This is a genomic window from Enterobacter sp. MGH 4 (assembly GCF_000534735.1).
GTDB classification, from domain to species: Bacteria; Pseudomonadota; Gammaproteobacteria; order Enterobacterales; family Enterobacteriaceae; genus Enterobacter; species Enterobacter intestinihominis.
The window spans coordinates 228,105-253,358 of sequence record NZ_KI973296.1 but is presented as its reverse complement, the minus strand read 5'-3'; the positions used below and the strand labels follow the sequence as shown (position 1 = coordinate 253,358).

Below are 25,254 nucleotides of genomic sequence, written 5' to 3'. Positions count from 1 at the left end.
GAAAACTTGCCGCCTTCCCCCAGCACGAATTATTTAGCGCATTCCGTTTACGTTTTTAATTAAAAAAACCAAATACACCCTCTGTAAATTACAGGGCATGGTGAGCGGCTTCGCTATGCCCAAAATCTGGAGACAGATTGCGATGGATATTCCAGTTACTGCTGCAAAAACCGGGCGTCGTCGTTACCTGACGCTGATCATGATCTTTATTACCGTGGTCATTTGCTATGTAGACCGCGCCAACCTCGCCGTGGCCTCGGCCCATATTCAGGAAGAGTTTGGCATCACCAAAGCGGAAATGGGCTACGTCTTCTCGGCGTTTGCCTGGCTGTATACGCTCTGCCAGATCCCCGGCGGCTGGTTCCTTGACCGCGTGGGGTCACGTCTGACCTACTTTATCGCTATTTTGGGCTGGTCCGTGGCGACCCTGTTCCAGGGCTTCGCCACCGGGCTGATGTCGCTGATAGGCCTGCGCGCCATCACCGGGGTGTTTGAAGCGCCCGCGTTCCCGACCAACAACCGCATGGTGACCAGCTGGTTCCCTGAACACGAACGCGCTTCCGCTGTTGGTTTTTACACCTCCGGGCAGTTTGTTGGTCTGGCGTTTCTGACGCCGCTGTTAATCTGGATCCAGGAGCTGCTGAGCTGGCACTGGGTGTTCATCGTCACCGGCGGGATCGGCATTATCTGGTCGTTAATCTGGTTTAAGGTCTATCAGCCGCCGCGTCTGACCAAAAGCATCACCAAAGCCGAACTGGACTACATCCGCGACGGCGGTGGCCTGGTGGATGGCGATGCGCCCGTGAAAAAAGAGGCGCGCCAGTCGCTGACCAGAGCGGACTGGAAGCTGGTCTTCCACCGTAAGCTGGTGGGCGTGTATCTGGGACAGTTCGCGGTGACCTCCACGCTGTGGTTCTTCCTCACCTGGTTCCCGAACTATCTGACCCAGGAAAAAGGGATAACCGCGCTGAAGGCGGGCTTTATGACCACCGTACCCTTCCTTGCGGCGTTTTTCGGCGTCCTGCTCTCGGGCTGGCTGGCGGATAAGCTGGTGAAAAAAGGCTTCTCACTGGGCGTTGCGCGTAAAACGCCGATTATCTGCGGACTGCTGATCTCTACCTGCATCATGGGAGCGAACTACACCAACGATCCAGTGTGGATCATGACCCTGATGGCGGTAGCGTTCTTCGGGAACGGTTTTGCCTCCATCACCTGGTCGCTGGTGTCGTCCCTGGCACCGATGCGGCTGATTGGCCTGACCGGTGGCGTGTTTAACTTCGTTGGCGGCCTGGGCGGGATCACCGTGCCGCTGGTCATCGGTTACCTGGCGCAGGACTACGGCTTTGGTCCGGCTCTGGTGTATATCTCTGCCGTGGCGCTGATCGGCGCGCTCTCCTACATCCTGCTGGTAGGTGACGTGAAACGAGTAGGCTAATCCCTTCGGATGTTTTACCCTGATGCGATAACCGCGCATCAGGGTATTTTCATGAAACAAATCACCTTCGCTTCCCGCAACCACCAGCTCACCAACATCAACATCTGGACGCCAGACAGCCAGTGGCTTGTCTATGATGTCCGCCCGTCCGGCGCGTCGTTTACCGGTAAAACCATTGAGCGGGTCAATGTCATTACGGGCGAGGTTGAGGTGATCTACCGTGCGACTGACGGCGCGCATGTCGGCGTGGTGACCGTTCATCCGGCGCAGGACAAATATGTTTTTATCCACGGCCCGAAAAAACCGGATGCAGACTGGCAGTATGATTTTCACCATCGTCAGGGAGTGATTGCGCACAACGGCCAGGTGAGCAATCTTGATGCGATGGATATCACCGCGCCTTACACGGCGGGGGCGCTGCGTGGCGGCAGCCACGTTCACGTTTTTAGCCCGAACGGGCAGTTCGTCAGCTTTACCTACAACGACCATGTACTGCACGCGCGCGATCCGCAGCTGGATTTGCGTAACGTCGGGGTGGCGGCGCCTTTTGGTCCGGTAAATCCACAGGGGAACCATCCGCGGGAATATGCTGGCACCTTCTGGAGCGTGCTGGTAAGCCGGACAACGCCGAACCCGCAACCGGGCAGCGATGAGATCAACCGCGCCTATGAAGAGGGCTGGGTGGACAACGACAGGCTGGCGTTTATCGGCGATACGGTGTCTGCGAAAGGCGAGAAAGTGCCCGAACTGTTTATTGTGGACCTTCCCAAGGACGAGCAGGGCTGGAAACGGGCGGGCGATGCGCCGTTGCAGGGGACGCCGGATACAATGCCCGCGCCGCCTGCGGGCGTCATGCAACGCCGCCTTACCTTCACCCATCAGAAGGCGTATCCGGGGCTGGTGAACGTGCCGCGCCACTGGGTGCGCAGCAATCCACAGGGGACGCAGATTGCGTTTTTAATGCGGGACGATAACGGCATTGTGCAGCTGTGGCTTATCTCCCCTGAAGGCGGTGAGCCGCGTCAGTTGACCCACGCTGAGAGCGATATTCAGTCGGCCTTTAACTGGCATCCTTCCGGCAACGGGCTGGGATTTGTGCTTGCAGGCCGCATTGCCTGCTGCGATGCGCAGACCGGAGAGGTGACGTTTTTGACGTCCGATCATGGCAACCCGCCGTCTGCTGACGCTGTGGTGTTTTCCCCGGACGGACGTTTTGTTGCGTGGATGGAAGAGAAGGACGGTTTCCGCCAGCTGTGGCTAACGGAAACCGCACAGAATTAGCGCGGGGTCATCTCTGCGGGCGGGATGACGGAGTTAGTCGCCAGCGTCTCCTGCTCGCTTTTCTCAACGCGCGAACGCACTGAGCTGTCGGTGCGGAACATATCCCACGGCAGCAGAAGCGTATCGGCAACCGCCGTAAACGGCATATCAAGAATCGCCAGAGATTTGGTACCCCAGTTTGTCTCATCATCAGAGATCATGGCGGCACTGGCGCGCGTCCCCGGATATGTTCCTTCTTTACCGCCGGTGTGCGACATCACGCTCGAACACCCGCAAAGTAAAACAACCCCGCTGAACGTCGCCAGCTTAATCAGAACATTTCTCATCATCACTCAGTCATCATTAGTAGCACGGCATTGACCTGCAACTCAGGGTTATAGCGAGGCGCGTCCAAAATGGATAGCTCAAAACTCCCGCACTGTGGTCGCCATCGCAATTTAACCCTTTGTGCTGTGCCCCTGAGTCTATGCGACAACCAGCAAAGTGCAAAAAAATCTCACATCAACAGGCTTGAAAAGGCCGTATCCAGACCCATTTTAAGAATGTAACCCGATAACGGACACGCCTGATGGGTGTTCGGGGAAGCAGAAGCCTGTCCATGGTGGAAGGCTACATTTTCTCGCTGATTCCAGGAGTTTTTATCTATGCGTAATTTCGATCTCTCTCCGCTATACCGTTCTGCCATTGGTTTTGATCGTCTGTTCAACCACTTAGAAAACAACCAGAGCCAGAGCAACGGCTATCCTCCTTACAACGTTGAATTGGTTGACGAAAACCACTATCGCATTGCGATTGCTGTCGCCGGTTTCGCAGAGAGCGAACTGGAGATCACCGCGCAGGACAATCTGCTGGTGGTGAAAGGCTCCCATGCGGGCGAGCAGAAAGAACGAACCTACCTCTACCAGGGCATCGCAGAGCGCAACTTTGAACGCAAGTTCCAGCTGGCTGAGAACATCCACGTCAAGGGCGCGAACCTGGTGAACGGCCTGTTGTTTATCGAACTGGAACGTGTGATTCCGGAAGAGAAAAAACCGCGTCGTATCGAAATCAATTAATTAAGCGGGTCGCGGCTGCGGCCCACCTGAAATTGCTTGCCGTAAAGGGAGCATATGCGAATCCGTAAGGGTTTGCAGGTACAACTGCGCACAAAAATAAACTGTGCCGAACTCGCTTCTCAGAAGGAGATTTAGTATGCGTAACTATGATTTTTCCCCCCTGCTGCGTCAGTGGATCGGTTTTGACAAACTGGCTAACGCGCTGCAAAGCGCAACCGAACAGCAGACGTTTCCGCCGTACAACATCGAAAAAAGCGATGATAACCACTACCGCATCACGCTTGCGCTGGCCGGGTTTCGTCAGGAAGATCTCGACATCCAGCTTGAGGGTACGCGCCTGACCGTTAAAGGGTCACCGGAAAAACCAGACACCGAGACCAAATGGTTGCATCAGGGGCTTGTCACTCAGCCGTTTAGCCTGAGCTTTACCCTGGCAGACCATATGGAAGTTTCTGGCGCGACGTTCACTAACGGGCTGCTGAATATTGACCTCACCCGTAACGTGCCGGAAGCTATCGCGCCGCAGCGCATCGCCATTAGCGACAGGCCGGCGTTAAACAGTTAACAAACCCGCCGAAACTGTAGGTCGGATAAGGCGCAGCCGCCACCCGACAACGCTCACAGACCGCACAAGGCCCTGCCCCGGCAGGGCTTTTTTGTGCGCCATCGCCCATACAACCGCCGCCAGCTCTGAGAGAATCCCTGTTATAACTAAGGTTATACACAGGATGTGGAACATGAGTGATATCGCGTTAACCGTCAGCGTGTTGGCCCTTGTCGCGGTAGTGGGGCTATGGCTGGGGAATATCAAAATCCGCGGCGTCGGGTTTGGGATTGGCGGGGTGCTTTTCGGCGGGATTTTTGTCGGCCATTTTGCCGACCAGCTTGGGTGGGTGCTCAGCGCCGATATGCTGCATTTCATCCAGGAGTTCGGCCTGATCCTCTTTGTGTATACCATCGGTATTCAGGTGGGGCCGGGCTTCTTCGCTTCCCTGCGCGTCTCCGGTTTACGCCTTAATCTCTTTGCCTTCGGCATCGTCGTGATGGGTGGGCTGGTCACCGCCATTCTGCACAAACTCTTCGCTATTCCGCTGCCCGTCGTGCTGGGCATCTTCTCCGGCGCCGTAACCAATACGCCCGCGCTCGGGGCGGGCCAGCAAATTCTGCGCGATCTGGGTATCCCTGCTGATGTCGTCGATCAGATGGGGATGAGCTACGCCATGGCCTATCCGTTTGGCATTTGCGGTATTTTGCTCTCCATGTGGCTGGTGCGCGTGCTGTTCCGCATTAACGTCGAGCAGGAGGCGAAAGAGCATGAAAGCACGCTGACCAACGGCCATGCGCTTATTAAAACCATCAACATTCGCGTCGAAAACCCCAACCTGAATAATATGGCGATACAGGATGTTCCCATTCTGAACAGCGCGACCATTATCTGTTCACGCCTGAAACGTGACGACACGCTGATGGTGCCTTCACCTGACACCCTCATTCAGCACGGCGATCTCCTGCATCTGGTAGGGCAACCGGCGGATTTAAACAATGCCCGGCTGGTGATTGGTCAGGAGGTGGATACCTCGCTCTCAACCCGTGGAACGGACATGCGCGTGGAGCGCGTGGTAGTGACCAATGAGAAGGTCCTGGGCAAGAAAATACGCGATTTGCAGGTAAAAGAGCGTTATGACGTGGTGATCTCCCGGCTAAACCGCGCTGGTGTCGAGCTGGTGGCCAGCCAGGATGCCAGCCTGCAATTCGGTGATATTCTCAACCTCGTCGGGCGTCCTTCATCCATTGATGCCGTAGCGGACATGGTGGGCAACGCCCAGCAAAAACTCCAGCAGGTGCAGATGCTGCCGGTCTTTATCGGCGTCGGGCTTGGCGTCATGCTTGGCTCCATCCCCCTGTACGTGCCCGGCTTCCCGGTAGCACTGAAGCTGGGGCTGGCAGGCGGGCCGCTCATTATGGCGCTGATCCTCGGGCGTATCGGCTCCATCGGTAAGCTCTACTGGTTTATGCCGCCGAGCGCTAACCTGGCGCTGCGGGAGTTGGGCATCGTGCTGTTTCTGGCGGTGGTGGGGCTGAAATCCGGCGGCGATTTTGTCGATACCCTGGTTAACGGCGAAGGGATGAGCTGGGTAGGCTACGGCATATTCATTACCGCCATCCCGCTGATAACGGTCGGATTACTGGCGCGTATGTTCGCTAAAATGAACTATCTCACGCTGTGCGGCATGCTGGCCGGTTCCATGACCGATCCGCCCGCGCTGGCGTTCGCCAATAACCTGCACGCCACCAGCGGCGCGGCGGCGTTGTCCTACGCCACGGTCTATCCGCTGGTGATGTTTTTGCGCATTATCACCCCGCAACTACTGGCGGTGCTGTTCTGGGGGATGGGCTAATAAGTCTTCCGGGTGGATACGCCGCAGATGGTAGTCCACCTGGTAATCGCTGGTGTTCCGGAACATCACGGAATAGTTGAGGAAATCGCCGCTGTCGCTGTAGGAAAGAGAGGTGATGCGCAGCAACGGCGTCTGTTCCGGCAGATTCATATAACCGGCCAGCTGTTTATCTGCCAGCACTGGCGTCAGGCTCTCGTAGTTGCCGCTAATGGTGATCCCGCACTCCTTCTCGATGTAATCAAACTTAGACCCTTCGAGATGCGCCAGGGAAAGATTGCGGAACAGCTTCACCGGCATAAAGCTGTCCTCCAGCATCAGCGGTTTTCCGTCCACGTAACGCACCCGCCTTGAAAAATAGATCCGCTCATCAACCTGAATCCGCAGCTGGCTGGCGATGGCGGGCGGCGCGGGCATCACTTCAAACTGCAACACCTTGCTCTGCACTTCTTTCCCCTGCTGGCGCAGTACCTCCACCAGCCCGGTCAGGTTAGTCGTTTCATGATGAACGTCTTTGCGCGCCACGAACGTCCCGCTGCCGTGTCGACGTTCAACCAGCCCCCAGCTTACCAGCAGATCCAATGCCTTGCGGATGGTCATCCGGGCTACGCCAAACTCCTTTGCCAGCGCTTTTTCGCCGGGTAACGGGCTGCCAATGTTGTAGTCCGACGAATTGAGCCGTAGCCGCAATCTGTCGGCAATAGATTTGTAGATCACCTGTAGACCTCTGCTCGCCCGTTATGGCGTGGATTACGTCTTAACTTGTCCATATTTGCCCTCATAAGTAGACCTGATTGGTCAAATTAAAACCATGAATGCGATCACGAATCGCAGCGGCACGCCATGTTCCCGCATCAGTAACTTCTTATGCTCACCTCAGGCCAGTAAAAAATCATAAAGGCCTCTACCCCTACAGGTTGTTTCATGAGGATTTAAAAATGCTCAGTCAAATACAACGTTTTGGCGGCGCCATGTTCACCCCGGTTTTACTGTTTCCCTTTGCCGGGATCGTGGTCGGGATCGCCATCATGCTTCGCAACCCGCTGTTTGTCGGCGAAGCTTTAACGGCCCCCGATCATCTGTTCGCGCAGATTGTTCACATCATCGAAGAGGGCGGCTGGGCGGTGTTCCGCAATATGCCGCTGATTTTTGCTGTCGGCTTACCGATTGGCCTGGCAAAGCAGGCGCAGGGCCGCGCTTGTCTGGCAGTGCTGATTAGCTTTCTGACCTGGAACTACTTTATCAACGCGATGGGGATGACCTGGGGTCACTTCTTTGGCGTCGACTTCTCTGCTGAACCCACTGCTGGCAGCGGGCTGGCGATGATTGCCGGAATCAAAACGCTTGATACCAGCATCATCGGGGCGATTATCATTTCCGGGCTCGTCACCGCCATCCACAACCGATTTTTCGACAAGCCGTTGCCAGTCTTCCTGGGGATTTTCCAGGGCACCTCGTTTGTCGTTATCCTCGCGTTCTTCGTGATGATCCCCTGCGCCTGGCTGACGCTGCTGGGCTGGCCGAAAGTGCAGATGGGCATTGAGTCCCTGCAGGCGTTCCTGCGCTCTGCCGGTGCGCTCGGCGTATGGGTCTATACCTTCCTGGAACGCATTCTGATCCCAACCGGATTGCACCACTTCGTCTACGGTCCGTTTATCTTCGGCCCGGCGGCGGTAGAGGGCGGCATTCAGGTCTACTGGGCGCAGCACCTGCAGGAATTCAGCCAGAGCACTGTGCCGCTGAAAACACTGTTCCCTGAAGGCGGCTTCGCCCTGCACGGCAATTCGAAAGTGTTTGGCTCGGTCGGGATTGCGCTGGCGATCTGGTACACCGCGTCGCCGGAAAACCGCGTCAAGGTTGCGGGGCTGCTGGTTCCGGCCACGCTTACCGCCGTGCTGGTGGGTATTACCGAACCGCTGGAGTTCACCTTCCTGTTTATCTCGCCGTTGCTGTTTGCCATCCACGCCGTGCTGGCCGCAACGATGGCGACGGTGATGTATACCTTCGGGGTGGTGGGGAACATGGGGGGCGGTCTGCTGGACCAGTTCCTGCCGCAAAACTGGATCCCGATGTTCCATAACCACGCCTCGACGGTATTCACCCAGATTGGCATCGGCCTCTGCTTCACCGCTCTCTATTTCGTGGTCTTCAGGACGCTTATCGAACGTCTGAATCTGAAAACGCCGGGCCGGGAAGAGAGCGAAATCAAGCTCTACAGCAAGGCCGACTATAAGGCGGCGCGTGGGCAAACCACCGCCCCGGCAGCAGCCAGCCAGCAGGTCGGACAGGCCGCTGGGTTCTTACAGGCGCTCGGCGGCGCAGCAAATATCGAAAGTATCAATAACTGCGCCACCCGCCTGCGTATCGCCCTGGTGGATATGACGAAAACCCAAAGCGACGACGTCTTCAAAGCCCTGGGCGCACACGGTGTGGTGCGACGCGGCAACGGCATTCAGGTGATTGTCGGTCTGCACGTTCCTCAGGTGCGCGACCAGCTGGAATCGCTGATGAAAACCCCTTTAACAAACGAACAAACCACTCTGACAGAGGCTATATCATGAAAAAATTCTCAGTTGTTATTGCAGGCGGCGGCAGTACATTCACGCCTGGTATCGTCCTGATGCTGTTAGCCAACCGTGACCGTTTCCCGCTGCGTGCGCTGAAGTTCTATGACAATGATGGAGCACGTCAGGAGGTTATCGCCGAGGCGTGCAAAATCATCCTCAGGGAGCAGGCGCCTGAGATTGAATTTAGTTACACCACCGATCCGAAAGCAGCCTTTACCGATGTGGATTTCGTGATGGCGCATATTCGCGTGGGCAAATACCCGATGCGTGAAAAAGATGAAAAAATCCCGCTGCGCCACGGCGTGCTGGGCCAGGAAACGTGCGGGCCGGGCGGCATCTCCTACGGCATGCGCTCCATCGGCGGCGTGCTTGAGCTGGTAGATTATATGGAGCAGTACTCCCCGAACGCGTGGATGCTGAACTACTCCAACCCGGCGGCGATTGTCGCGGAAGCCACGCGCCGCCTGCGTCCGAACGCGAAAATTCTCAACATCTGCGACATGCCGATCGGCATTGAAGGCCGTATGGCGCAAATCGTCGGCCTGAAAGATCGCAAAGAGATGCGCGTGCGCTACTACGGTCTGAACCACTTCGGCTGGTGGACGTCGATTGAAGATCTGAACGGAAACGATCTGATGCCGAAACTGCGCGAATACGTGGCGAAAAACGGTTATGTTCCACCTTCGGAAGATGCGCATACTGAAGCGAGCTGGAACGATACCTTCGCCAAGGCCAAAGACGTACAGGCGCTGGATACGGACACCATGCCGAACACCTACCTGAAGTATTACCTGTTCCCGGACTATGTGGTCGCCCATTCCAACCCGGAGCGTACCCGCGCCAATGAAGTGATGGATCACCGTGAGAAGCATGTATTCAGTTCATGCCGGGCGATTATCGAAGCCGGTCATTCTTCTGCCGGTGAACTGGAAATCGACGAACATGCATCGTACATCGTCGATCTGGCGACCGCGATTGCCTTTAATACCCAGGAACGCATGTTGCTGATTGTGCCTAACAATGGGGCTATCCATAATTTTGACGCCGACGCGATGGTAGAAATTCCGTGTCTGGTCGGCCACAACGGACCGGAGCCGCTGACCGTGGGTGATATTCCGCACTTCCAGAAAGGGCTCATGAGCCAACAGGTGGCGGTGGAAAAACTGGTGGTGGACGCCTGGGAGCAGCGCTCGTATCAGAAACTCTGGCAGGCGATTACCCTGTCGAAAACCGTACCGAGCGCATCGGTGGCGAAGGCGATTCTGGACGATCTGATTGAAGCTAATAAGGATTACTGGCCAGAGCTGCACTAATCTTTCTGACCGGCATCGCCAGATGCCGGTCTCCTTGTCCTGGCTGAATTACGCTATGCTGAAGCCTGCATGCTGTACGACAAGGAACCTTCATGAACATTTCCCGCCTCGGTGAAGCGCCGGACTACCGCTTCTCACTGGCTAACGAACGCACGTTCTTAGCGTGGATCCGCACCGCCCTGGGCTTTCTGGCCGCAGGCGTCGGCCTTGATCAGCTCGCCCCCGATTTTGCCACTCCGTTGATTCGCGAAGTGCTGGCCCTGCTGCTGTGCCTGATTGCCGGCGTGCTGGCGATTTATGGCTATCTGCGCTGGCTGAGAAATGAAAAGGCGATGCGTCTGAAGCAGGATCTCCCCTACACGCGCGGTTTGATCATCATCAGTACGATTTTGCTGATGGTTGCGGGCGTAGTGATGTTACTGGTGCTGTATGCCGGATAGCCGCAAAGCGCGGCGGGAAGCGGACCCCGGGCTTCAGCCGGAGCGAACCTCGCTGGCCTGGCTGCGCACGCTGCTGGGGTATGGTGCGTTGATCGCGCTTGCCATTAAGCACAACTGGCACCGCACGGGGGCGCCATTCTGGATCTCCATTGTTGTGCTGGCGCTGGTAGCCATCATTTTATGGCGCTACACCCGCAGCCGTAACCTGATGGACGTGGCGCAGAGCGACTTTGTACAGCCGAAGGCGGTGCGGGATAAGTTCCTTATCGCCCTGGCCGTGCTGTCGCTGTCACTGCTGTTTGCGGTCACCCACATTCAACAAATTTTGCACCTGTAGGCCGGGTAAGGCGCAGCCGCCACCCGGCATATTTACTTCCCTTTCGCTAAATATTTCGCCATCTCGTCTTCCGGCACCATGCCGCCGCCGGTCGCCCAGACCAGGTGTGTAGTGTTAGCATTCGCCGTTATGCGTACCGGCCCGGCCATCCCCGCCAGCGCCGACGGCTCCAGACAAATGCCTTCTTCCTGCGCCAGCCAGCCGAGCAGGTCGTACATGCTTTGATCGGAGAGGGTATAGAACCCGTCAAGCAGACGCTCCATCGCGCGGCCCACGAAGCCAGACGCGCGACCTACCGCCAGACCGTCCGCCGCCGTCACGTTATCAATACCCAGATCCTGCACCGCGATTTCATCGTGCAGCCCGGTGTAAACGCCCAGCAGCATGCACGGGGAGTGCGTGGGCTCGGCGAAGAAACAGTGGACGTTATCGCCAAAGGCCAGCTTCAGGCCAAACGCCACGCCGCCGGGGCCGCCGCCGACGCCGCACGGCAGATAGACATTCAACGGATGTTCAGCATCCACCGCGCGCCCCTGCGCGGCAAACTGCGCTTTCAGGCGCTCACCTGCAACCGCGTAGCCCAGGAACAGCGTGCGTGAGTTCTCATCGTCAATAAAGAAACAGTTTGGATCGGTTTCCGCCGCTTTGCGCCCTTGCTCCACCGCCACGCCATAATCCTGCTCATATTCCACGACGATCGCGCCGTGGCTGCGCAGTTTGGCTTTCTTCCACTCGCGGGCGTCGGCGGACATATGCACCGTGACCTTAAAGCCGATGCGCGCGCTCATAATGCCGATGGACATCCCCAGGTTGCCGGTTGAACCCACCGCGATGCTGTACTGGCTGAAGAAGGCTTTAAAGCGTGGCTCCAGCAGGATGCTGTAGTCATCTTCAACTCTCAGCAACCCGGCTTCCAGCGCCAGTTTTTCCGCATGGGCCAGCACCTCATAGATACCGCCGCGCGCTTTAATGGAGCCGGAAATCGGCAGATGGCTGTCTTTTTTCAGCAGCAGCGTGCCGGGGATCGTTGTGCCAAACTCCTGTTCCAGACGCGTTTTCATCGCCGGGATCGCGACCAGTTCGGATTCGATAATCCCGCCCGTTGCCGCCGTTTCCGGGAAGGCTTTCGCCAGATACGGCGCGAAGCGTTTCAGGCGCGCATGCGCGTCGTCCACGTCGGCTTTGGTCAGCCCGACATATGGCAACCCTTCCGCCAGCGTCGTGGTGTTCGGATTAAACCAGGTGAGCTCTTTCAGGGCAATCAAATCCGCCAGCAGCGGAAACCGGTCAATGAGGCCGGTCAGGTCAGTCGTTTTCATAATCTGTCTCAGAATTTAGTTCGTTTTGACTCTACACCAATTGTGAAAAAGCATGCTAAATACAGAGTAAAGCATTTGATTATTTGCAAGGGGCGTCGTGTTAAAGCCGTTAATTGTCACCGTGTTAGCGCTCGCTTCCGGCTGGGCCTGTGCCGCTGAGCCACCCCTGACGGCTGCCCGTTACGCGCAGATGTTGGGCGTCGGAATGGATGTCGACTGGGCCCGCACCGAGCGCGGTATACGCGAATTCGACCCGTTGGTGGTCCGTGATTTCCAGGCGAAAGGCATACATCATGTCCGTATTCGGGTGGCGGGCGAACCGACGGAAGCGCGGCTGATTCACCTGCGTAAGCTGGTGGAGGCTTGCGAGCAATACGGCGTCATCCCCATCATCGCCTATCAGGCCGATGAATATAAAAACGATCCGAAAGCGGATACCGAAAAAGCGGTGATCAACTGGTGGATTGCCGTGGCGCACTATTTTGGTCAGCGCTCGCCGTTGCTGGGGTTTGACCTGATCTACGAACCGGCGGACAAGCTCAACCACAACGTTGCTTCGCTCAACCGGGTGTATGAGAAAGCGATCAAAGACATTCACGTCATTGATGCCAGCCGCATGATTTTTATCGCCCCTCGTCTGCGCGCCGCGCCGGAGGATTTATCCAGCCTGAAGCTGCCCGCACACAGCCAGAATTACCTGCTGGCGGAATGGCATATTTTCCCCTGGGGTCCGCTGAAAACGAACGGCAGATACCCGTGGACGTCCGGAACCGCGGCTGAGAAAGCGGCTATCCGTAACCGAATCAATGCCGCGCTGCACTGGCAGCAAAAAACCGGGCACGTTAGCTGGGTCGGGGGCTGGGGCGTGGGGGAGTCAAACCACCTCACGCCAACCGCTTCGCAAATGGCCTTCGCCAACTTTATGGCCTGCGAGCTGCAAAAGGTGAAAATCCCGTATGCGCTTAACGCGGACTTCCAGTTTTACGACGGGGAAGAGGGCGCCTGGCGGCCTGCGCCAGAGCCGTTATTACAGGCGATGATTGCGCCCGTGTGTGAAAAGCCCGGCGAGAAGCCGGGCCATCATGCGGTTAAACCGGCTGTTCGTGATGCGGGACGCGCGACGCCAGCGGCAGCCAGCACAGCAAAATCAGCAGCCCCATCAGGGTCATCAGCAGGCCCAAACTCGCCTGCCCGGTCTGCGGCATCATAGCCGAAAGCCAGGCCAGCGCGCCGGAACCGATATTCTGTAAACCGCCGATCAGGGCACCAGCCGTGCCCGCGAGGAACGGGAACGGCTCCATTGCGCCGCTGGTGGCGAGCGGGAACAGCATGCCCGCGCCGAAGAAGAACAGCGCTGCCGGGATGAGCAACGTCCAGACCGACATCACGTCAAACAGCCCCGGGATCCACATCATCAGCCCGGCCAGCAGACAGCTGATCACCGACTGCCACATCAGCGTAGAGAAGCGTTTGTTCGGACGTCCGGCGAACCATGCGCCGAAGAACGCCGCCGGGATCGGCAGAATAAACAAAATGCTCACCACCATGCTGCTCAGGCCAAGACCTGCGCCCAGCAGCACGCCGGAACAGGCTTCAAACACCGCAATGCCCGCCAGGCCGCCGATTAGCATCAACAGATAACAGGTAAACGACCCATTACCGAACAGCGTTTTGTAGCTGGCGATGAGCTTCGTGCGCGGCGCGTCCTGCGGACGTGTTTCCGGCATCCAGCGCGCCATGCTGAAGGTGACAATAATGCACAGCACCAGCAGGAAGGCGTAACAGGCGCGCCAGGACCAGACGGTGTCCAGCAGACCCCCAATCAGCGGGGCGAGCAGCGGGCTGACCAGAATGCCCATATTTAACAGACTGTTGGCGTGGCGAAGCTGGGTGCCCTGGTACATATCACGCGGCAGGGTACGCGCCATGACCCCGCCGACGCCGGTGCCCACGCCCTGGAGGGCGCTGGCGGCAATCAGGATGGTCAGGCTGTGCGTAGTAATGGCAATCACCGTCGCCACCATGAAAATGCTCATGCCCACCAGAATGACCGGACGACGCCCGACGCGATCGGACAGGGGACCATAAACCAGCTGTGAAACGCCATAGGTCAGCAGGTAGGCTGCCATCACGCTCTGTACCGCACCTTCGCGGACGCTCAGATCTTTTGCTATATCGGCAATCGCCGGAATGTAGATGGTTTGCGCCATCTGCCCGACGGCCACCAGTAACACCAGCATCAACAATAAGTTCACGTTCCGTTGCTTTTTCATGTCGCTGAATACTTTTGCCAAAAGAGATAAATAAAGAATAAGTGACTACGCATTCCCATAAATGCGCGAGGAATCTACCACAGAGAGATGACAATTTAAGCATTACTGTGATGAATGACAGAAGGCGTGAAGGCAGGATTTGTAAACAAGATCGGCAACTAATGTTGCCAGCGAATTACGCCAGGCGCAGCAGGACCGCACCGGCTGCAATACCCAGCGCCGCCGCGATGCGCAGGCCCACAACCTTCTCTTTTAAAAGCACAAATGCGATGAATGCGCCGAAGAGAATAGAGGTTTCACGTAGTGCGGCGACCACCGCCAGCGGCGCCTGGGTCATCGCCCAGAGTGCCAGACCGTAAGATCCCATCGTCCCGACGCCGCCGAGCAGTGTAACGCACAGGAGACGAACAAATATGGCCAGCATGCGGCCGTCGGCTGGGGAGAGAAAGGCAGTAAAATCAGGGCAATAAGCGCGGCTGAACCGCTGACCCCGATCGCCGAGTAGAGCTTGTCCGTTCCGGCTTTAACGATGGCGTTCCAGCTGGCATGCAGCAGTGCGGCGAACAGTAAAATGCAGAAAACGGTGATGGACATGGCGGATCGGTTGGTGAAATGTCATCCAACTGTAACATTCCCCCGTCGAGGCTGCCAGCCGCTTACACTGCGCAAAAAAGGCGGTGCGTCACCCGGGGCTCGTCTGACACCAGCCTGAAGCCCGCCCGATGATAAAATCCGTACGCGGTTTCCGGCGCATGGGTATTAAGAAAATCAAACCAGATGCTGGCATCCGCCATCACCACGGTCAAAAGTTGTTTTCCAATCCCCAGCCCACGGCACTTTTCGCTGACGTAGAGATGACGAATACGTCCGGCGCGCGGCTGCTGGCTGAATGGATCGCGATTTAGACCGCACACGCCCACCAGCCTGCCGTTAAGAAACGCACCCAGCAGCTTTTCACCCGGCGCGTTAAAGCGATTCTCACCGCGCTGCCAGTTCTCTTCCAGCCTGCGCAGCATATTGAAATTTAACGCGATACTCTCGGCCTTCAGGGCGATATAGCCCGGTTCATCAGGCGTAACAGGCTCAATTAACAGACGCGACATAGCATTCCCTCGTTATTAAAGAGGGGCGGTTGCCCGCCCCTCTCAGGTGCGACTTGAACCTGAATCACTTAACGTATTTCAGGACAGCATCAAGCAGTTGCAATACAGCAACAATGAGTTTGAGGACAAGTATGACCATATCCACGACGCTCATACGCGTCTCCTTTTGGTTAAAAGGAGCACGATGCTGGCGTACCTTTCCGCCGCCTGTGGCCAGCACCTGGATTGACGTAACACAGTGTGCTCACTTCAGGGGTTAAGGCACTGACGGCACCACCCGTTTCAGCCAGGGCTTCGTTGCGCCGGTAAACTGCGGCCCCCTCGCTCACTGCGAACACCCTCAGTATAGATAAATACTGTATGCATGAACAGTATTTTATGGACAAATTTTGGAAGGCGATCCATACTCAAAAACGTCAAAATCCGTGCCGGAATTGCGCGTTCGTCTTCGATCGCGTATACTTTTCGCGTTGACGTAACACAGTGTGTTCTGCGGCAACCAACCGCAAAACCCTGATAAAAACCTCGCTTAGGCGGGGTTTTTTGTTTTCTGGTCTGCCCATAAAAAGGCTGCTATAAAAGCGAGGTTTCTGCTATTTAGCTTCGTTGTGAACGGGATAGCATCGCTTATGCAACTCTCTTTATAGAGATAGGTATTAGACTCATTTTGCAAAGATTTAACTAAAAATGTGTGAACTAATATAAACCGCTAATGCCCTTCAAGTAATTAAGTTGTTTCGTATATAACCTTAATAAATAAAATCGTACTGACTTATTTTTTATGTGAATGTTTATGTGAAGTAATTTTATTGGTTTGAATTTCTGGACTTTTCAATGTATATTCCTATAGCCGCAATCATTGTGTGGATACATTATGCAAGCATCTGATTATTTAAAGGTGAAGTTCCAGAGTGACAGGCAGTTGGCTATTTATGGACAGCAAGGTGTTGCAGGAACATGGAGAGCATTAAAGGGGATCGGCTCTGATATTTACTCAGGAATTGAGCGTGTAAGTTGGTACTCGTCATGCTTAATCCCCAGCTATCACGATGTATGTGACGAGCTTCTCTCAGAAGAAAAGAGAATGTACCTCTCAATTCTCTCGCTTTACCGTTATCGCGATGTAATAGCACACATGCTCTATCTTTATTTTGAACGTGTTATTTCCGATTCAGAAAATGGGAATGAACACAATCGCGTTCGTAAGATAGATTCAAAAGTAACAGGGCTTGTTAATAACATACCGACCAGCAAGGCCGCGCGTTTAGCAATCGCATGGGGTCTGGCCAAATCCCTTTCCGAATCAGGCCTGCTATCTGAAATCGTCGTCGAACGGCTTGCACGCCGCGTACCTAACGTTGTCATGGCACTTCAATTGATTGGAACGGAACAGAAGTGCGCTCTTGCTGCTCGTCGCCTGAAAACATTGGACCCTAAGTATTACGCCACCCTCTATGCCGCACAACTGGAGATGCTTTACTACTTTTTTGAGCCTTTTCTGTCTGAACTCATTAAGAAGGTGCAGTTGGGATTCTATAAGGATTTCGATGCAATTTATAAAGACTTAAAGGGCAAGGAGCATGTTTAAGAGTCTGTTATCAATTCTATTTACGGATATTTTATTTCCTGTTTATATTTTTGCGTGCGCCTCTTTGTTCCTGTGGTTGGTGCCTGACCACTGGGTATTACTAACATTCATTTCTATCATTGTATTTATTATTGTTCATCCGATAATTTTCGGCCACCTTGATAAGTACGATTAAATCATATAAAAAGGATTTTTTATGTCAAACCCAGCTTATTTGTTTTTAACAGATGAAAATGGTTCTCCCATGGTTGGCCCTTGCCTTGTGTCAGGGCGTGAAGGTGCAATTGAACTCAAATCGTTCACTCATAATGTCAACATTCCAGTCGACGGAAATACCGGGAAATTAACGGGCACGCGCATACACATGCCCGTCATGTTTCAGAAGGAATTTGATCGTGTAACCCCGATTTTATTTCGGGCGCTGAGTACGGGAAGAATGCTCAAGTCAGCCACTATTAAGATGTATCAGATTAATGAGGCGGGTTTAGAACAGGAATATTTTAATATCCTTCTGGAGAATGTGAAAATAACCTCAATAACACCAGACCTGTATCCCGGCGCAAACACCGGAACACACCTTGAAACGGTTCTTATACGCTACGAGAAAATCACCTGGAAGCATTGTGACGGCAATGTCATCTATAGTGATGCCTGGAATGAGCGAGCAACGTACTGAAACGTGATCCCTGACGCATTTTTGCGCAGTTGAAAATATTTCCATTGTCACATCCGAAAACCTGTGTTTGTATAAATTCTATCAATGATTCCAAACACAGGTCCCCAATGACTTCATCCATCTTCACCTCGACCCTACTAAAAACTGCGCAACCTGCCGCAGTGGTCGTCGTGCGTGTGGTGGTGGTCGTCGGCAATGCGCCGTAGGGACTGGATCAACACACGAATCCAAAACCCCGCCGGCGCAAACCGGGCGGGGTTTTTCGTTTAGGACCCCTCCCGGATACGCTAAGTAGTTCGGGTTGCAGGAAGGCGGCAAGTGAGCGAATCCCCAGGAGCGTACATAGGTACGTGACTGGGGTGAGGGAACGCAGCCAACGCATCTGCAACCTGAACTACGACGCGTAAAGCTGGCTCAGAAGAAAAGGACTGGAGCATGGCAAGTTCGGGCACAACATCCACAAAAACGCGTTTTACAGGCGCGCAGCTGATTGTTCATTTACTGGAACGACAGGGCATCACCACCGTTGCGGGCATCCCGGGTGGGACCGTGCTGCCGCTGTACGATGCGTTAAGCCAAAGCACACAGATCCGCCACGTGCTGGCGCGCCACGAGCAGGGCGCAGGCTTTATCGCTCAGGGCATGGCGCGTACCCAGGGTAAACCGGCGGTCTGTATGGCCTGCAGCGGGCCGGGCGCCACTAACCTGGTGACCGCCATCGCCGATGCGCGCCTCGACTCCATTCCGCTGATCTGCATTACCGGCCAGGTGCCGTCCTCGATGATCGGTACCGATGCGTTCCAGGAAGTGGATACCTACGGTATCTCTATCCCCATCACCAAACATAACTATTTAGTTCGCGATATCAGCGAGCTGCCTCAGGTGATCAGCGATGCGTTTCGCATTGCCCAGTCTGGCCGCCCGGGTCCGGTGTGGATAGACATTCCTAAGGATGTCCAGACCGCAGAAATTGAGATCGACGTGCTGCCGGAGCCGGGCGAGCGTGCCCCGGCGCCGGAATTCAGCGCTGAGAGCGTGCGCGATGCCGCCGCCATGATTAACGCGGCGAAACGCCCAGTGCTCTATCTGGGCGGCGGGGCGATCAACGCCGCGGATGAAATCCGTCAGTTCGCTGAAAAAGCCAGCCTGCCTACCACCATGACCCTGATGGCGCTCGGCATGCTGCCAAAAGCGCACCCATTGTCTTTAGGGATGCTGGGCATGCACGGCGCGCGCAGCACCAACTACATCCTGCAAGAGGCGGATTTGCTGATTGTTATGGGGGCGCGTTTTGATGACCGGGCGATTGGCAAAACCGAGGAGTTCTGCCCGAACGCCAAAATCATTCACGTGGATATCGACCGCGCCGAGCTGGGTAAAATCAAGCAGCCGCACGTGGCGATTCAGGGCGATGTGGCCGAGGTGCTGGCACAGCTGATCCCACAGACGGAGGCAACCGACCGCACCGACTGGCGCCAGCTGGTGGCCGATCTGCAACGCGAATTCCCGGGCGCTATCCCAACCGAGGGCGACCCGCTGAGCCACTATGGCCTTATCAACGCCGTTGCCGCCTGCGTGGATGACAGCGCGATTATCACCACCGACGTCGGCCAGCATCAGATGTGGACCGCCCAGGCGTATCCGCTTAACCGCCAGCGCCAGTGGCTGACCTCCGGCGGCCTTGGCACCATGGGCTTCGGCCTGCCAGCAGCGGTTGGCGCGGCGCTCGCCAACCCGGACCGTAAGGTGATCTGCTTCTCCGGTGACGGCAGCCTGATGATGAACATTCAGGAGATGGCCACCGCAGCCGAAAACCAGTTAGACGTCAAAATCATTCTGATGAACAACGAGGCGCTGGGCCTGGTACACCAGCAGCAGAGCCTGTTCTATAAGCAGGGCGTGTTTGCGGCGACCTATCCGGGGATGATCAACTTCATGCAGATTGCCGCTGGTTTTGGCCTGCACACCTGCGATCTGAACGCCGAAGAAGATGCCCACGCGGCGTTGCAGGATGCGATTTCTCGTCCGGGCCCGGCGCTGATCCACGTGCGTATCGACGCGCAACAAAAAGTGTATCCGATGGTGCCGCCGGGTGCGGCAAATACTGAGATGGTGGGAGAATAAACCATGCAGAAACAACATGATAACGTCATTCTGGAACTCACCGTCCGCAACCACCCTGGCGTCATGACCCACGTCTGCGGGCTGTTTGCCCGACGGGCGTTTAACGTGGAAGGCATTCTGTGCCTGCCGATTCAGGGCAGCGAGCACAGCCGCATTTGGCTACTGGTGAACGACGATCAGCGTCTGGAGCAGATGATGGCGCAGATCGACAAGCTGGAAGATGTCACCAAAGTGGCACGCAACCAGTCCGATCCCACCATGTTTAACAAAATTGCGGTGTTTTTCGAGTAAATCACTTAAGGTAAGAGGCTTTTGCCGGATGGCGCTGCGCTTATCCAGCCTGCAAGGACGTTACACGTAGGCCGGATAAGGCGTTTACGCCGCCATCCGGCGTGTTCACGCATCAGGATCAAACCATGACCACCATCGCCCTTATCGACGACCACCTTATCGTCCGCTCCGGCTTTGCCCAGCTTTTAAACCTCGAACCGGATTTTCAGGTCGTGGCCGAGTTTGGCTCCGGTCGCGAGGCGCTGGCGGGCCTGCCGGGACGCGGGGTGCAGGTCTGTATCTGCGACATCTCAATGCCGGATCTCTCCGGGCTGGAGCTGTTAAGCCAGCTGCCGAAAGGGATGGCGACCATTATGCTCTCGGTCCACGACAGCCCGGCGCTGGTCGAGCAGGCGCTCAACGCGGGCGCGCGCGGCTTCCTCTCTAAACGCTGTAGCCCCGACGAGCTGATTGCCGCCGTGCGCACCGTATCCACCGGCGGCTGCTACCTGACGCCCGATATCGCCATCAAGCTGGCGGCGGGACGGCAGGATCCGCTCACCAGACGCGAGCGTCAGGTGGCAGAGAAACTTGCCCAGGGCATGTCGGTGAAAGAGATTGCCGCGGAGCTGGAACTGTCCCCGAAAACCGTGCATGTTCATCGCGCCAACCTGATGGAAAAACTCAACGTCAGTAACGATGTCGAGCTGGCGCGCCGTATGTTTGACAGCTGGCAATGAGTCCCGTTTTTTCACGGCTGATCGCCGTCGTCGCCAGCTTTTTTATCTTCTCCGCCGCATGGTTCTGCCTGTGGAGCATCAGCCTGCATCTGGTGGAACGCCCGGAGCTGGCGGTGCTGCTGTTCCCCTTTGGCCTGCGTCTGGGACTGATGCTTCAGTGCCCGCGCGGATACTGGCCCGTTTTGCTGGGCGCAGAGTGGCTGATGCTGATCTGGCTGGCGCAGGAAGTGGCGCTGGCGCATCTGCCTTTATTGATGACCGGAAGCCTGCTCACGCTTATCCCGGTCGCCCTGATTTCCCGCTACCGTCACCAGCGCGACTGGCGCACGCTGCTGCGTCAGGGGGCGGCGCTGATTGCCGCCGCGCTGTTGCAGTCCCTGCCGTGGGTGGGCGAAAAGGAGGTGCTCAACGCCCTGCTGCTGACCCTCACCGGCGGCCTGACGCTGGCACCGACCTGCCTGGTTTTCTGGCATTACCTTACCAGCACCGTCTGGCAGCCGCTCGGCCCGGCGCTGGTCTCCCAGCCGGTGAACTGGCGCGCCCGGCACCTGATCTGGTATCTGCTGCTGTTTGTGGTGAGCCTGTGGTTGCAGCTTGGTCTGCCCGCTGAATTATCACGCTTCACGCCGTTTTGTCTGGCGCTGCCGATCATCGCCCTCGCCTGGCACTACGGCTGGCAGGGGGCGCTGATCGCGACCCTAATGAATGCCATCGCGCTGATCGCCAGCCAGACCTGGCACGATCATCCGGTAGATCTGCTGCTCTCGCTGCTGGCCCAGAGCCTGACCGGGCTGCTGCTGGGGGCGGGCATCCAGCGCCTGCGCGAGCTGAACCAGTCTCTGCAAGCCGAGCTGGCGCGCAATCGCCGTCTGGCGGAGCGTCTGCTGGAGACGGAAGAGAGCGTGCGCCAGGAGGTTGCCCGCGAGCTGCACGATGACATCGGCCAGACCATCACCGCCATCCGCACCCAGGCGGGCATTGTCCAGCGTCTGGCGGCAGAAAACGCGGGTGTGAAGCAGGGCGGGGCGCATATCGAACAGCTTTCACTGGGTGTCTATGACTCCGTTCGCCGCCTGTTAGGGCGGCTGCGCCCGCGCCAGCTTGACGATCTGTCCCTGGAGCAGGCGGTGCGTTCCCTGATGCGCGAGATGGAGCTGGAAAGCCGCGGGATAGTCAGCCATCTCGACTGGCGCATCAATGAAGCTATCCTGAGCGAAGGTCAGCGCGTGACGCTGTTCCGCGTCTGTCAGGAGGGGCTGAACAACATCGTCAAACACGCCAGTGCCAGCGCGGTCACGATCCAGGGCTGGCAGCAGGACGAGCGCCTGATGCTGGTAATTGAAGACGACGGCTGCGGCCTACCGCCGGGCTCCGGCCAGCAGGGCTTTGGCCTGGCGGGCATGCGCGAGCGCGTGAAGGCGCTCGGCGGCACGCTGACAATCTCCTGCACCCACGGGACACGCGTCAGCGTCAGTTTGCCGTTAAGGACGTACCATGTTTAAAACCCCGGCCAGCGCCGCCCCGCTAGGCAACAAAGCGGAAATCGACGCCCGCTATCGCTACTGGCGACGTCATATCCTGGTCACTATCTGGCTCGGCTACGCGCTGTTCTACTTCACCCGCAAAAGCTTCAACGCCGCCGCGCCGGAGATCCTCGCCAGCGGCGTGATGGCGCGCACCGACATCGGCCTGCTGGCGACGCTGTTTTACATCACCTACGGTCTGTCGAAGTTCTTCTCCGGCATCGTCAGCGACCGCTCCAATGCGCGCTATTTCATGGGCGTTGGGCTGATCGCCACCGGCGTGGTGAACATCCTGTTTGGCTTCTCGACGTCGCTCTGGGCCTTCGCCCTGCTGTGGGCGCTGAACGCCTTCTTCCAGGGCTGGGGCGCGCCGGTCTGCGCCCGTCTGCTGACCGCCTGGTATTCGCGCAATGAGCGCGGCGGTTGGTGGGCGATATGGAATACCGCGCATAACGTCGGCGGGGCGCTGATCCCGATGGTGGTGGGGGCTGCCGCGCTGCACTACGGCTGGCGTGCGGGGATGATGATTGCCGGTGGCCTCGCGATTGTCGCCGGGCTGTTCCTCTGCTGGCGCCTGCGCGACAGGCCGCAAACCGTCGGCCTTCCACCGGTGGGCGACTGGCGGCACGACGAGATGGAGATCGCCCAGCAGCAGGAGGGGGCCGGGTTGTCCCGCCAGCAGATCCTCACCAAATACGTGCTGAAAAACCCCTACATTTGGCTGCTGTCGCTCTGCTACGTGCTGGTCTACGTGGTGCGCGCGGCCATCAACGACTGGGGCAACCTGTACATGTCCGAGACGCTCGGTGTGGATCTGGTGACCGCCAACTCGGCAGTGACCATGTTTGAACTGGGCGGGTTTATTGGCGCGCTGGTGGCGGGCTGGGGCTCGGACAAGCTCTTCAACGGCAACCGCGGGCCGATGAACCTGATTTTCGCCGCCGGAATTTTGCTCTCCGTCGGCTCGCTGTGGCTGATGCCGTTCGCCAGCTACGTGATGCAGGCGGCGTGCTTCTTCACCATCGGTTTTTTCGTCTTTGGCCCGCAGATGCTGATCGGCATGGCGGCGGCAGAGTGCTCCCACAAAGAGGCGGCAGGCGCGGCGACGGGCTTTGTCGGGCTGTTTGCCTACCTCGGCGCATCGCTCTCCGGCTGGCCGCTGGCGCGGGTGATCGACATCTGGCACTGGAGCGGGTTCTTCGCGGTGATCGCCATCGCGGCGGGCATCTCCGCCCTGCTGTTGCTGCCGTTTTTGCACGCGCAGGCACCGCGCGAAGCGTGACGCGCCTCACCTTTTGCTGCCGAGTCGCGCAAAACTAAGAAATTTTCCCGGTTTCACCTGGACGCTGTCTCAGGCATCTCTCCTGGCTGGTTTTTACAATGCTGCAAAAATCAGCTCAGGAGTAACTCAGTCATGCTGGCCTTCTTAAATCAGGTGCGCAAGCCGACCCTGGATCTGCCGCTCGATGTGCGGCGCAAAATGTGGTTCAAACCGTTCATGCAGTCCTATCTGGTGGTCTTCATCGGCTACCTGACCATGTACCTGATCCGCAAAAACTTTAACATCGCGCAGAACGACATGATCTCCACCTATGGGCTGAGCATGACGCAGTTGGGGATGATTGGCCTGGGCTTCTCCATCACCTATGGCGTGGGGAAAACCGTTGTTTCCTACTATGCGGACGGCAAAAACACCAAGCAGTTCCTGCCGTTTATGCTGATCCTCTCTGCCATCTGTATGCTCGGCTTCAGCGCCAGCATGGGCGCGGGCTCCGTCAGCCTGTTCCTGATGATCGCCTTTTACGCCCTGAGCGGTTTCTTCCAGAGCACCGGCGGGTCGTGCAGCTACTCCACCATCACCAAATGGACGCCGCGCCGCAAGCGGGGGTCGTACCTCGGCATGTGGAACATCTCCCACAACCTCGGCGGAGCGGGTGCGGCAGGCGTGGCGCTGTTCGGCGCGAACTACCTGTTCGACGGTCACGTCATCGGCATGTTTATCTTCCCGTCGATTATTGCCCTGATTGTTGGCTTTATCGGCCTGCGCTACGGCAGCGATTCCCCGGAATCGTACGGCCTCGGCAAAGCCGAAGAGCTGTTCGGGGAAGAGATCAGCGAAGAGGACAAAGAGACCGAAGAAAACGAGATGTCCAAATGGCAGATCTTTGTTGAGTACGTGCTGAAAAACAAAGTGATTTGGCTGCTCTGTTTCTCGAACATCTTCCTGTACGTGGTGCGCATTGGTATCGACCAGTGGTCCACCGTGTATGCCTTCCAGGAGCTGAAGCTTTCTAAAGAAGTGGCGATTCAGGGCTTCACCCTGTTTGAAGTGGGCGCGCTGGTCGGCACGCTGCTGTGGGGATGGCTCTCCGACCTCGCCAATGGCCGCCGCGCGCTGGTGGCCTGCGTCGCGCTGGCGCTGATTATCGCCACCCTTGGCGTCTACCAGCACGCCAGCAACCAGTACATTTACCTGGCGTCCCTGTTCGCGCTCGGCTTCCTGGTGTTTGGTCCGCAATTACTGATCGGTGTGGCGGCAGTGGGCTTCGTCCCGAAAAAAGCGATCGGCGCCGCCGATGGGATTAAGGGCACCTTCGCCTACCTGATCGGCGACAGCTTCGCCAAGCTGGGTCTGGGGATGATCGCCGACGGCACGCCGATTTTCGGCCTTACCGGCTGGGCGGGCACCTTCGCCGCGCTGGATGCCGCCGCGATTGGCTGTATCGTCCTGATGGCGATGGTTGCGGTGCTGGAAGAGCGTAAGATCCGCCGTGAGAATCGTGCGCAGAAATTAAAAGTAGCCTGAGTGTGCAG

At 57.0% G+C, this 25,254-nt stretch carries 24 protein-coding genes, 2 pseudogenes and 1 other annotated feature; of the genes and pseudogenes, 19 read left to right on the top strand and 7 right to left on the bottom strand.

Going from position 1 to position 25,254, the window contains the following annotated elements:
- Positions 1-97 precede the first annotated feature (97 nt).
- Together L350_RS03240 and L350_RS03245 are read left to right on the top strand one after the other, a co-directional pair.
- Entirely contained in the window at positions 98-1,435 is a 1,338-nt protein-coding gene (locus L350_RS03240; protein ID WP_162790864.1) for an MFS transporter, read from the top strand.
- 51 nt (positions 1,436-1,486) lie between these two features.
- Entirely contained in the window at positions 1,487-2,716 is a 1,230-nt protein-coding gene (locus L350_RS03245; RefSeq protein ID WP_200480477.1) for a YidR family protein, read from the top strand.
- On the opposite strand, the gene L350_RS03250 is transcribed toward L350_RS03245, so the two are convergent.
- Positions 2,713-3,045, bottom strand: a complete 333-nt coding sequence (locus L350_RS03250; protein WP_032622035.1) for a YceK/YidQ family lipoprotein — start codon at positions 3,043-3,045, stop codon at positions 2,713-2,715. The two genes, L350_RS03245 and L350_RS03250, sit on opposite strands and share 4 nt — an antisense overlap.
- A gap of 247 nt (positions 3,046-3,292) precedes the next feature.
- Positions 3,293-3,367, top strand: a sequence feature (ROSE (Repression Of Heat Shock gene Expression) occurs in the 5'-region of heat shock genes and acts as an RNA thermometer to modulate expression.).
- Here L350_RS03250 and ibpA point away from each other — a divergent pair.
- The 3 genes from ibpA (at position 3,361) to L350_RS03265 (ending at position 6,170) form a co-directional block, all read left to right on the top strand.
- Positions 3,361-3,771 (top strand): small heat shock chaperone IbpA, encoded by a 411-nt coding sequence (gene ibpA, locus L350_RS03255; RefSeq protein ID WP_003861094.1) that lies wholly within the window; start codon positions 3,361-3,363, stop codon positions 3,769-3,771. It overlaps the preceding feature by 7 nt.
- 136 nt (positions 3,772-3,907) lie before the next feature.
- Complete coding sequence (gene ibpB / locus L350_RS03260; protein WP_022646539.1) at positions 3,908-4,336, top strand: small heat shock chaperone IbpB; 429 nt, start codon at positions 3,908-3,910, stop codon at positions 4,334-4,336.
- Positions 4,337-4,508: 172 nt separating this feature from the next.
- A complete protein-coding gene (locus tag L350_RS03265; protein WP_032626695.1) occupies positions 4,509-6,170 on the top strand; it encodes a putative transporter in 1,662 nt (553 codons plus the stop codon).
- Here L350_RS03265 and L350_RS03270 read toward each other — a convergent pair.
- The gene (locus L350_RS03270) at positions 6,138-6,884 is read right to left on the bottom strand and encodes a GntR family transcriptional regulator (protein ID WP_032626693.1); all 747 of its coding nucleotides are present in this window, start codon (positions 6,882-6,884) and stop codon (positions 6,138-6,140) included. The genes L350_RS03265 and L350_RS03270 overlap by 33 nt on opposite strands.
- A gap of 221 nt (positions 6,885-7,105) precedes the next feature.
- Between L350_RS03270 and L350_RS03275 the strand changes: the two genes are divergently transcribed.
- The 4 genes from L350_RS03275 (at position 7,106) to L350_RS03290 (ending at position 10,824) form a co-directional block, all read left to right on the top strand.
- Entirely contained in the window at positions 7,106-8,728 is a 1,623-nt protein-coding gene (locus L350_RS03275) for an alpha-glucoside-specific PTS transporter subunit IIBC (protein WP_022646542.1), read from the top strand.
- Positions 8,725-10,047: a 6-phospho-alpha-glucosidase gene (locus L350_RS03280; protein ID WP_032626692.1), complete on the top strand. Its 1,323-nt coding sequence runs from the start codon at positions 8,725-8,727 to the stop codon at positions 10,045-10,047. The genes L350_RS03275 and L350_RS03280 overlap by 4 nt, the downstream gene beginning before the upstream one ends.
- Before the next feature lie 92 nt (positions 10,048-10,139).
- Positions 10,140-10,487 (top strand): YidH family protein, encoded by a 348-nt coding sequence (locus L350_RS03285; RefSeq protein ID WP_022646544.1) that lies wholly within the window; start codon positions 10,140-10,142, stop codon positions 10,485-10,487.
- Positions 10,477-10,824: a DUF202 domain-containing protein gene (locus tag L350_RS03290; RefSeq protein WP_022646545.1), complete on the top strand. Its 348-nt coding sequence runs from the start codon at positions 10,477-10,479 to the stop codon at positions 10,822-10,824. Before L350_RS03285 ends, L350_RS03290 begins: the two co-directional genes overlap by 11 nt.
- A 32-nt stretch (positions 10,825-10,856) precedes the next feature.
- Here L350_RS03290 and dsdA read toward each other — a convergent pair whose 3' ends face one another.
- Positions 10,857-12,143 (bottom strand): D-serine ammonia-lyase, encoded by a 1,287-nt coding sequence (dsdA, locus tag L350_RS03295; RefSeq protein WP_032626690.1) that lies wholly within the window; start codon positions 12,141-12,143, stop codon positions 10,857-10,859.
- Positions 12,144-12,240: 97 nt separating this feature from the next.
- On the opposite strand from dsdA, the pseudogene L350_RS23620 reads away from it, so the two are divergent.
- Positions 12,241-13,326 (top strand): annotated as a pseudogene (locus L350_RS23620) (cellulase family glycosylhydrolase); the annotation flags it as partial.
- Here L350_RS23620 and emrD read toward each other — a convergent pair.
- The 4 genes and pseudogenes from emrD to tisB all read right to left on the bottom strand — a co-directional run bounded on the left by emrD (position 13,232) and on the right by tisB (position 15,673).
- Positions 13,232-14,416, bottom strand: coding sequence for a multidrug efflux MFS transporter EmrD (gene emrD, locus L350_RS03300; protein WP_032626737.1), 1,185 nt, complete (start codon positions 14,414-14,416; stop codon positions 13,232-13,234). The pseudogene L350_RS23620 and the gene emrD sit on opposite strands and share 95 nt — an antisense overlap.
- Positions 14,417-14,591: 175 nt before the next feature.
- A pseudogene (locus L350_RS23615) lies at positions 14,592-15,010 on the bottom strand (EamA family transporter).
- Positions 15,011-15,072: 62 nt separating this feature from the next.
- Entirely contained in the window at positions 15,073-15,519 is a 447-nt protein-coding gene (locus L350_RS03305; protein WP_023298965.1) for a GNAT family N-acetyltransferase, read from the bottom strand.
- A 64-nt stretch (positions 15,520-15,583) separates the two neighbouring features.
- Positions 15,584-15,673, bottom strand: coding sequence for a type I toxin-antitoxin system toxin TisB (gene tisB / locus L350_RS23610; RefSeq protein WP_022646551.1), 90 nt, complete (start codon positions 15,671-15,673; stop codon positions 15,584-15,586).
- 720 nt (positions 15,674-16,393) lie between these two features.
- Between tisB and L350_RS03310 the strand changes: the two genes are divergently transcribed.
- The 9 genes from L350_RS03310 to uhpT all read left to right on the top strand — a co-directional run bounded on the left by L350_RS03310 (position 16,394) and on the right by uhpT (position 25,246).
- Entirely contained in the window at positions 16,394-17,107 is a 714-nt protein-coding gene (locus L350_RS03310; RefSeq protein ID WP_032626687.1) for a hypothetical protein, read from the top strand.
- 196 nt (positions 17,108-17,303) lie between these two features.
- On the top strand, positions 17,304-17,783 hold the full coding sequence (locus L350_RS03320; RefSeq protein WP_032626682.1) for an Hcp family type VI secretion system effector: 480 nt from the start codon (positions 17,304-17,306) through the stop codon (positions 17,781-17,783).
- A gap of 107 nt (positions 17,784-17,890) precedes the next feature.
- Positions 17,891-17,989: an ilvB operon leader peptide IvbL gene (gene ivbL, locus L350_RS23605; protein WP_057979964.1), complete on the top strand. Its 99-nt coding sequence runs from the start codon at positions 17,891-17,893 to the stop codon at positions 17,987-17,989.
- Between the two features lie 229 nt (positions 17,990-18,218).
- The gene (gene ilvB, locus L350_RS03325) at positions 18,219-19,907 is read left to right on the top strand and encodes an acetolactate synthase large subunit (protein WP_032626679.1); all 1,689 of its coding nucleotides are present in this window, start codon (positions 18,219-18,221) and stop codon (positions 19,905-19,907) included.
- Positions 19,908-19,910: 3 nt separating this feature from the next.
- A complete protein-coding gene (gene ilvN / locus L350_RS03330) occupies positions 19,911-20,198 on the top strand; it encodes an acetolactate synthase small subunit (protein WP_010426528.1) in 288 nt (95 codons plus the stop codon).
- 125 nt (positions 20,199-20,323) lie between these two features.
- Positions 20,324-20,917: a response regulator transcription factor UhpA gene (gene uhpA, locus L350_RS03335; RefSeq protein WP_032626676.1), complete on the top strand. Its 594-nt coding sequence runs from the start codon at positions 20,324-20,326 to the stop codon at positions 20,915-20,917.
- Positions 20,914-22,419, top strand: coding sequence for a signal transduction histidine-protein kinase/phosphatase UhpB (gene uhpB, locus L350_RS03340; RefSeq protein WP_032626673.1), 1,506 nt, complete (start codon positions 20,914-20,916; stop codon positions 22,417-22,419). Before uhpA ends, uhpB begins: the two co-directional genes overlap by 4 nt.
- Complete coding sequence (locus tag L350_RS03345) at positions 22,412-23,722, top strand: MFS transporter (RefSeq protein WP_032626671.1); 1,311 nt, start codon at positions 22,412-22,414, stop codon at positions 23,720-23,722. Before uhpB ends, L350_RS03345 begins: the two co-directional genes overlap by 8 nt.
- A gap of 132 nt (positions 23,723-23,854) precedes the next feature.
- A complete protein-coding gene (gene uhpT, locus L350_RS03350) occupies positions 23,855-25,246 on the top strand; it encodes a hexose-6-phosphate:phosphate antiporter (RefSeq protein WP_023298970.1) in 1,392 nt (463 codons plus the stop codon).
- Positions 25,247-25,254 lie beyond the last annotated feature (8 nt).

Bases quoted from the DNA above. Each gene is read 5' to 3' on its own strand.
- L350_RS03240 (WP_162790864.1), top strand. From the start codon at position 98: ATGGTGAGCGGCTTCGCTATGCCCAAAATCTGGAGACAGATTGCGATG.
- L350_RS03245 (WP_200480477.1), top strand. From the start codon at position 1,487: ATGAAACAAATCACCTTCGCTTCCCGCAACCACCAGCTCACCAACATC.
- L350_RS03250 (WP_032622035.1), bottom strand. From the start codon at position 3,045: ATGATGAGAAATGTTCTGATTAAGCTGGCGACGTTCAGCGGGGTTGTT.
- ibpA (WP_003861094.1), top strand. From the start codon at position 3,361: ATGCGTAATTTCGATCTCTCTCCGCTATACCGTTCTGCCATTGGTTTT.
- ibpB (WP_022646539.1), top strand. From the start codon at position 3,908: ATGCGTAACTATGATTTTTCCCCCCTGCTGCGTCAGTGGATCGGTTTT.
- L350_RS03265 (WP_032626695.1), top strand. From the start codon at position 4,509: ATGAGTGATATCGCGTTAACCGTCAGCGTGTTGGCCCTTGTCGCGGTA.
- L350_RS03275 (WP_022646542.1), top strand. From the start codon at position 7,106: ATGCTCAGTCAAATACAACGTTTTGGCGGCGCCATGTTCACCCCGGTT.
- L350_RS03280 (WP_032626692.1), top strand. From the start codon at position 8,725: ATGAAAAAATTCTCAGTTGTTATTGCAGGCGGCGGCAGTACATTCACG.
- L350_RS03285 (WP_022646544.1), top strand. From the start codon at position 10,140: ATGAACATTTCCCGCCTCGGTGAAGCGCCGGACTACCGCTTCTCACTG.
- L350_RS03290 (WP_022646545.1), top strand. From the start codon at position 10,477: ATGCCGGATAGCCGCAAAGCGCGGCGGGAAGCGGACCCCGGGCTTCAG.
- dsdA (WP_032626690.1), bottom strand. From the start codon at position 12,143: ATGAAAACGACTGACCTGACCGGCCTCATTGACCGGTTTCCGCTGCTG.
- emrD (WP_032626737.1), bottom strand. From the start codon at position 14,416: ATGAAAAAGCAACGGAACGTGAACTTATTGTTGATGCTGGTGTTACTG.
- L350_RS03305 (WP_023298965.1), bottom strand. From the start codon at position 15,519: ATGTCGCGTCTGTTAATTGAGCCTGTTACGCCTGATGAACCGGGCTAT.
- tisB (WP_022646551.1), bottom strand. From the start codon at position 15,673: ATGAGCGTCGTGGATATGGTCATACTTGTCCTCAAACTCATTGTTGCT.
- L350_RS03310 (WP_032626687.1), top strand. From the start codon at position 16,394: ATGCAAGCATCTGATTATTTAAAGGTGAAGTTCCAGAGTGACAGGCAG.
- L350_RS03320 (WP_032626682.1), top strand. From the start codon at position 17,304: ATGTCAAACCCAGCTTATTTGTTTTTAACAGATGAAAATGGTTCTCCC.
- ivbL (WP_057979964.1), top strand. From the start codon at position 17,891: ATGACTTCATCCATCTTCACCTCGACCCTACTAAAAACTGCGCAACCT.
- ilvB (WP_032626679.1), top strand. From the start codon at position 18,219: ATGGCAAGTTCGGGCACAACATCCACAAAAACGCGTTTTACAGGCGCG.
- ilvN (WP_010426528.1), top strand. From the start codon at position 19,911: ATGCAGAAACAACATGATAACGTCATTCTGGAACTCACCGTCCGCAAC.
- uhpA (WP_032626676.1), top strand. From the start codon at position 20,324: ATGACCACCATCGCCCTTATCGACGACCACCTTATCGTCCGCTCCGGC.
- uhpB (WP_032626673.1), top strand. From the start codon at position 20,914: ATGAGTCCCGTTTTTTCACGGCTGATCGCCGTCGTCGCCAGCTTTTTT.
- L350_RS03345 (WP_032626671.1), top strand. From the start codon at position 22,412: ATGTTTAAAACCCCGGCCAGCGCCGCCCCGCTAGGCAACAAAGCGGAA.
- uhpT (WP_023298970.1), top strand. From the start codon at position 23,855: ATGCTGGCCTTCTTAAATCAGGTGCGCAAGCCGACCCTGGATCTGCCG.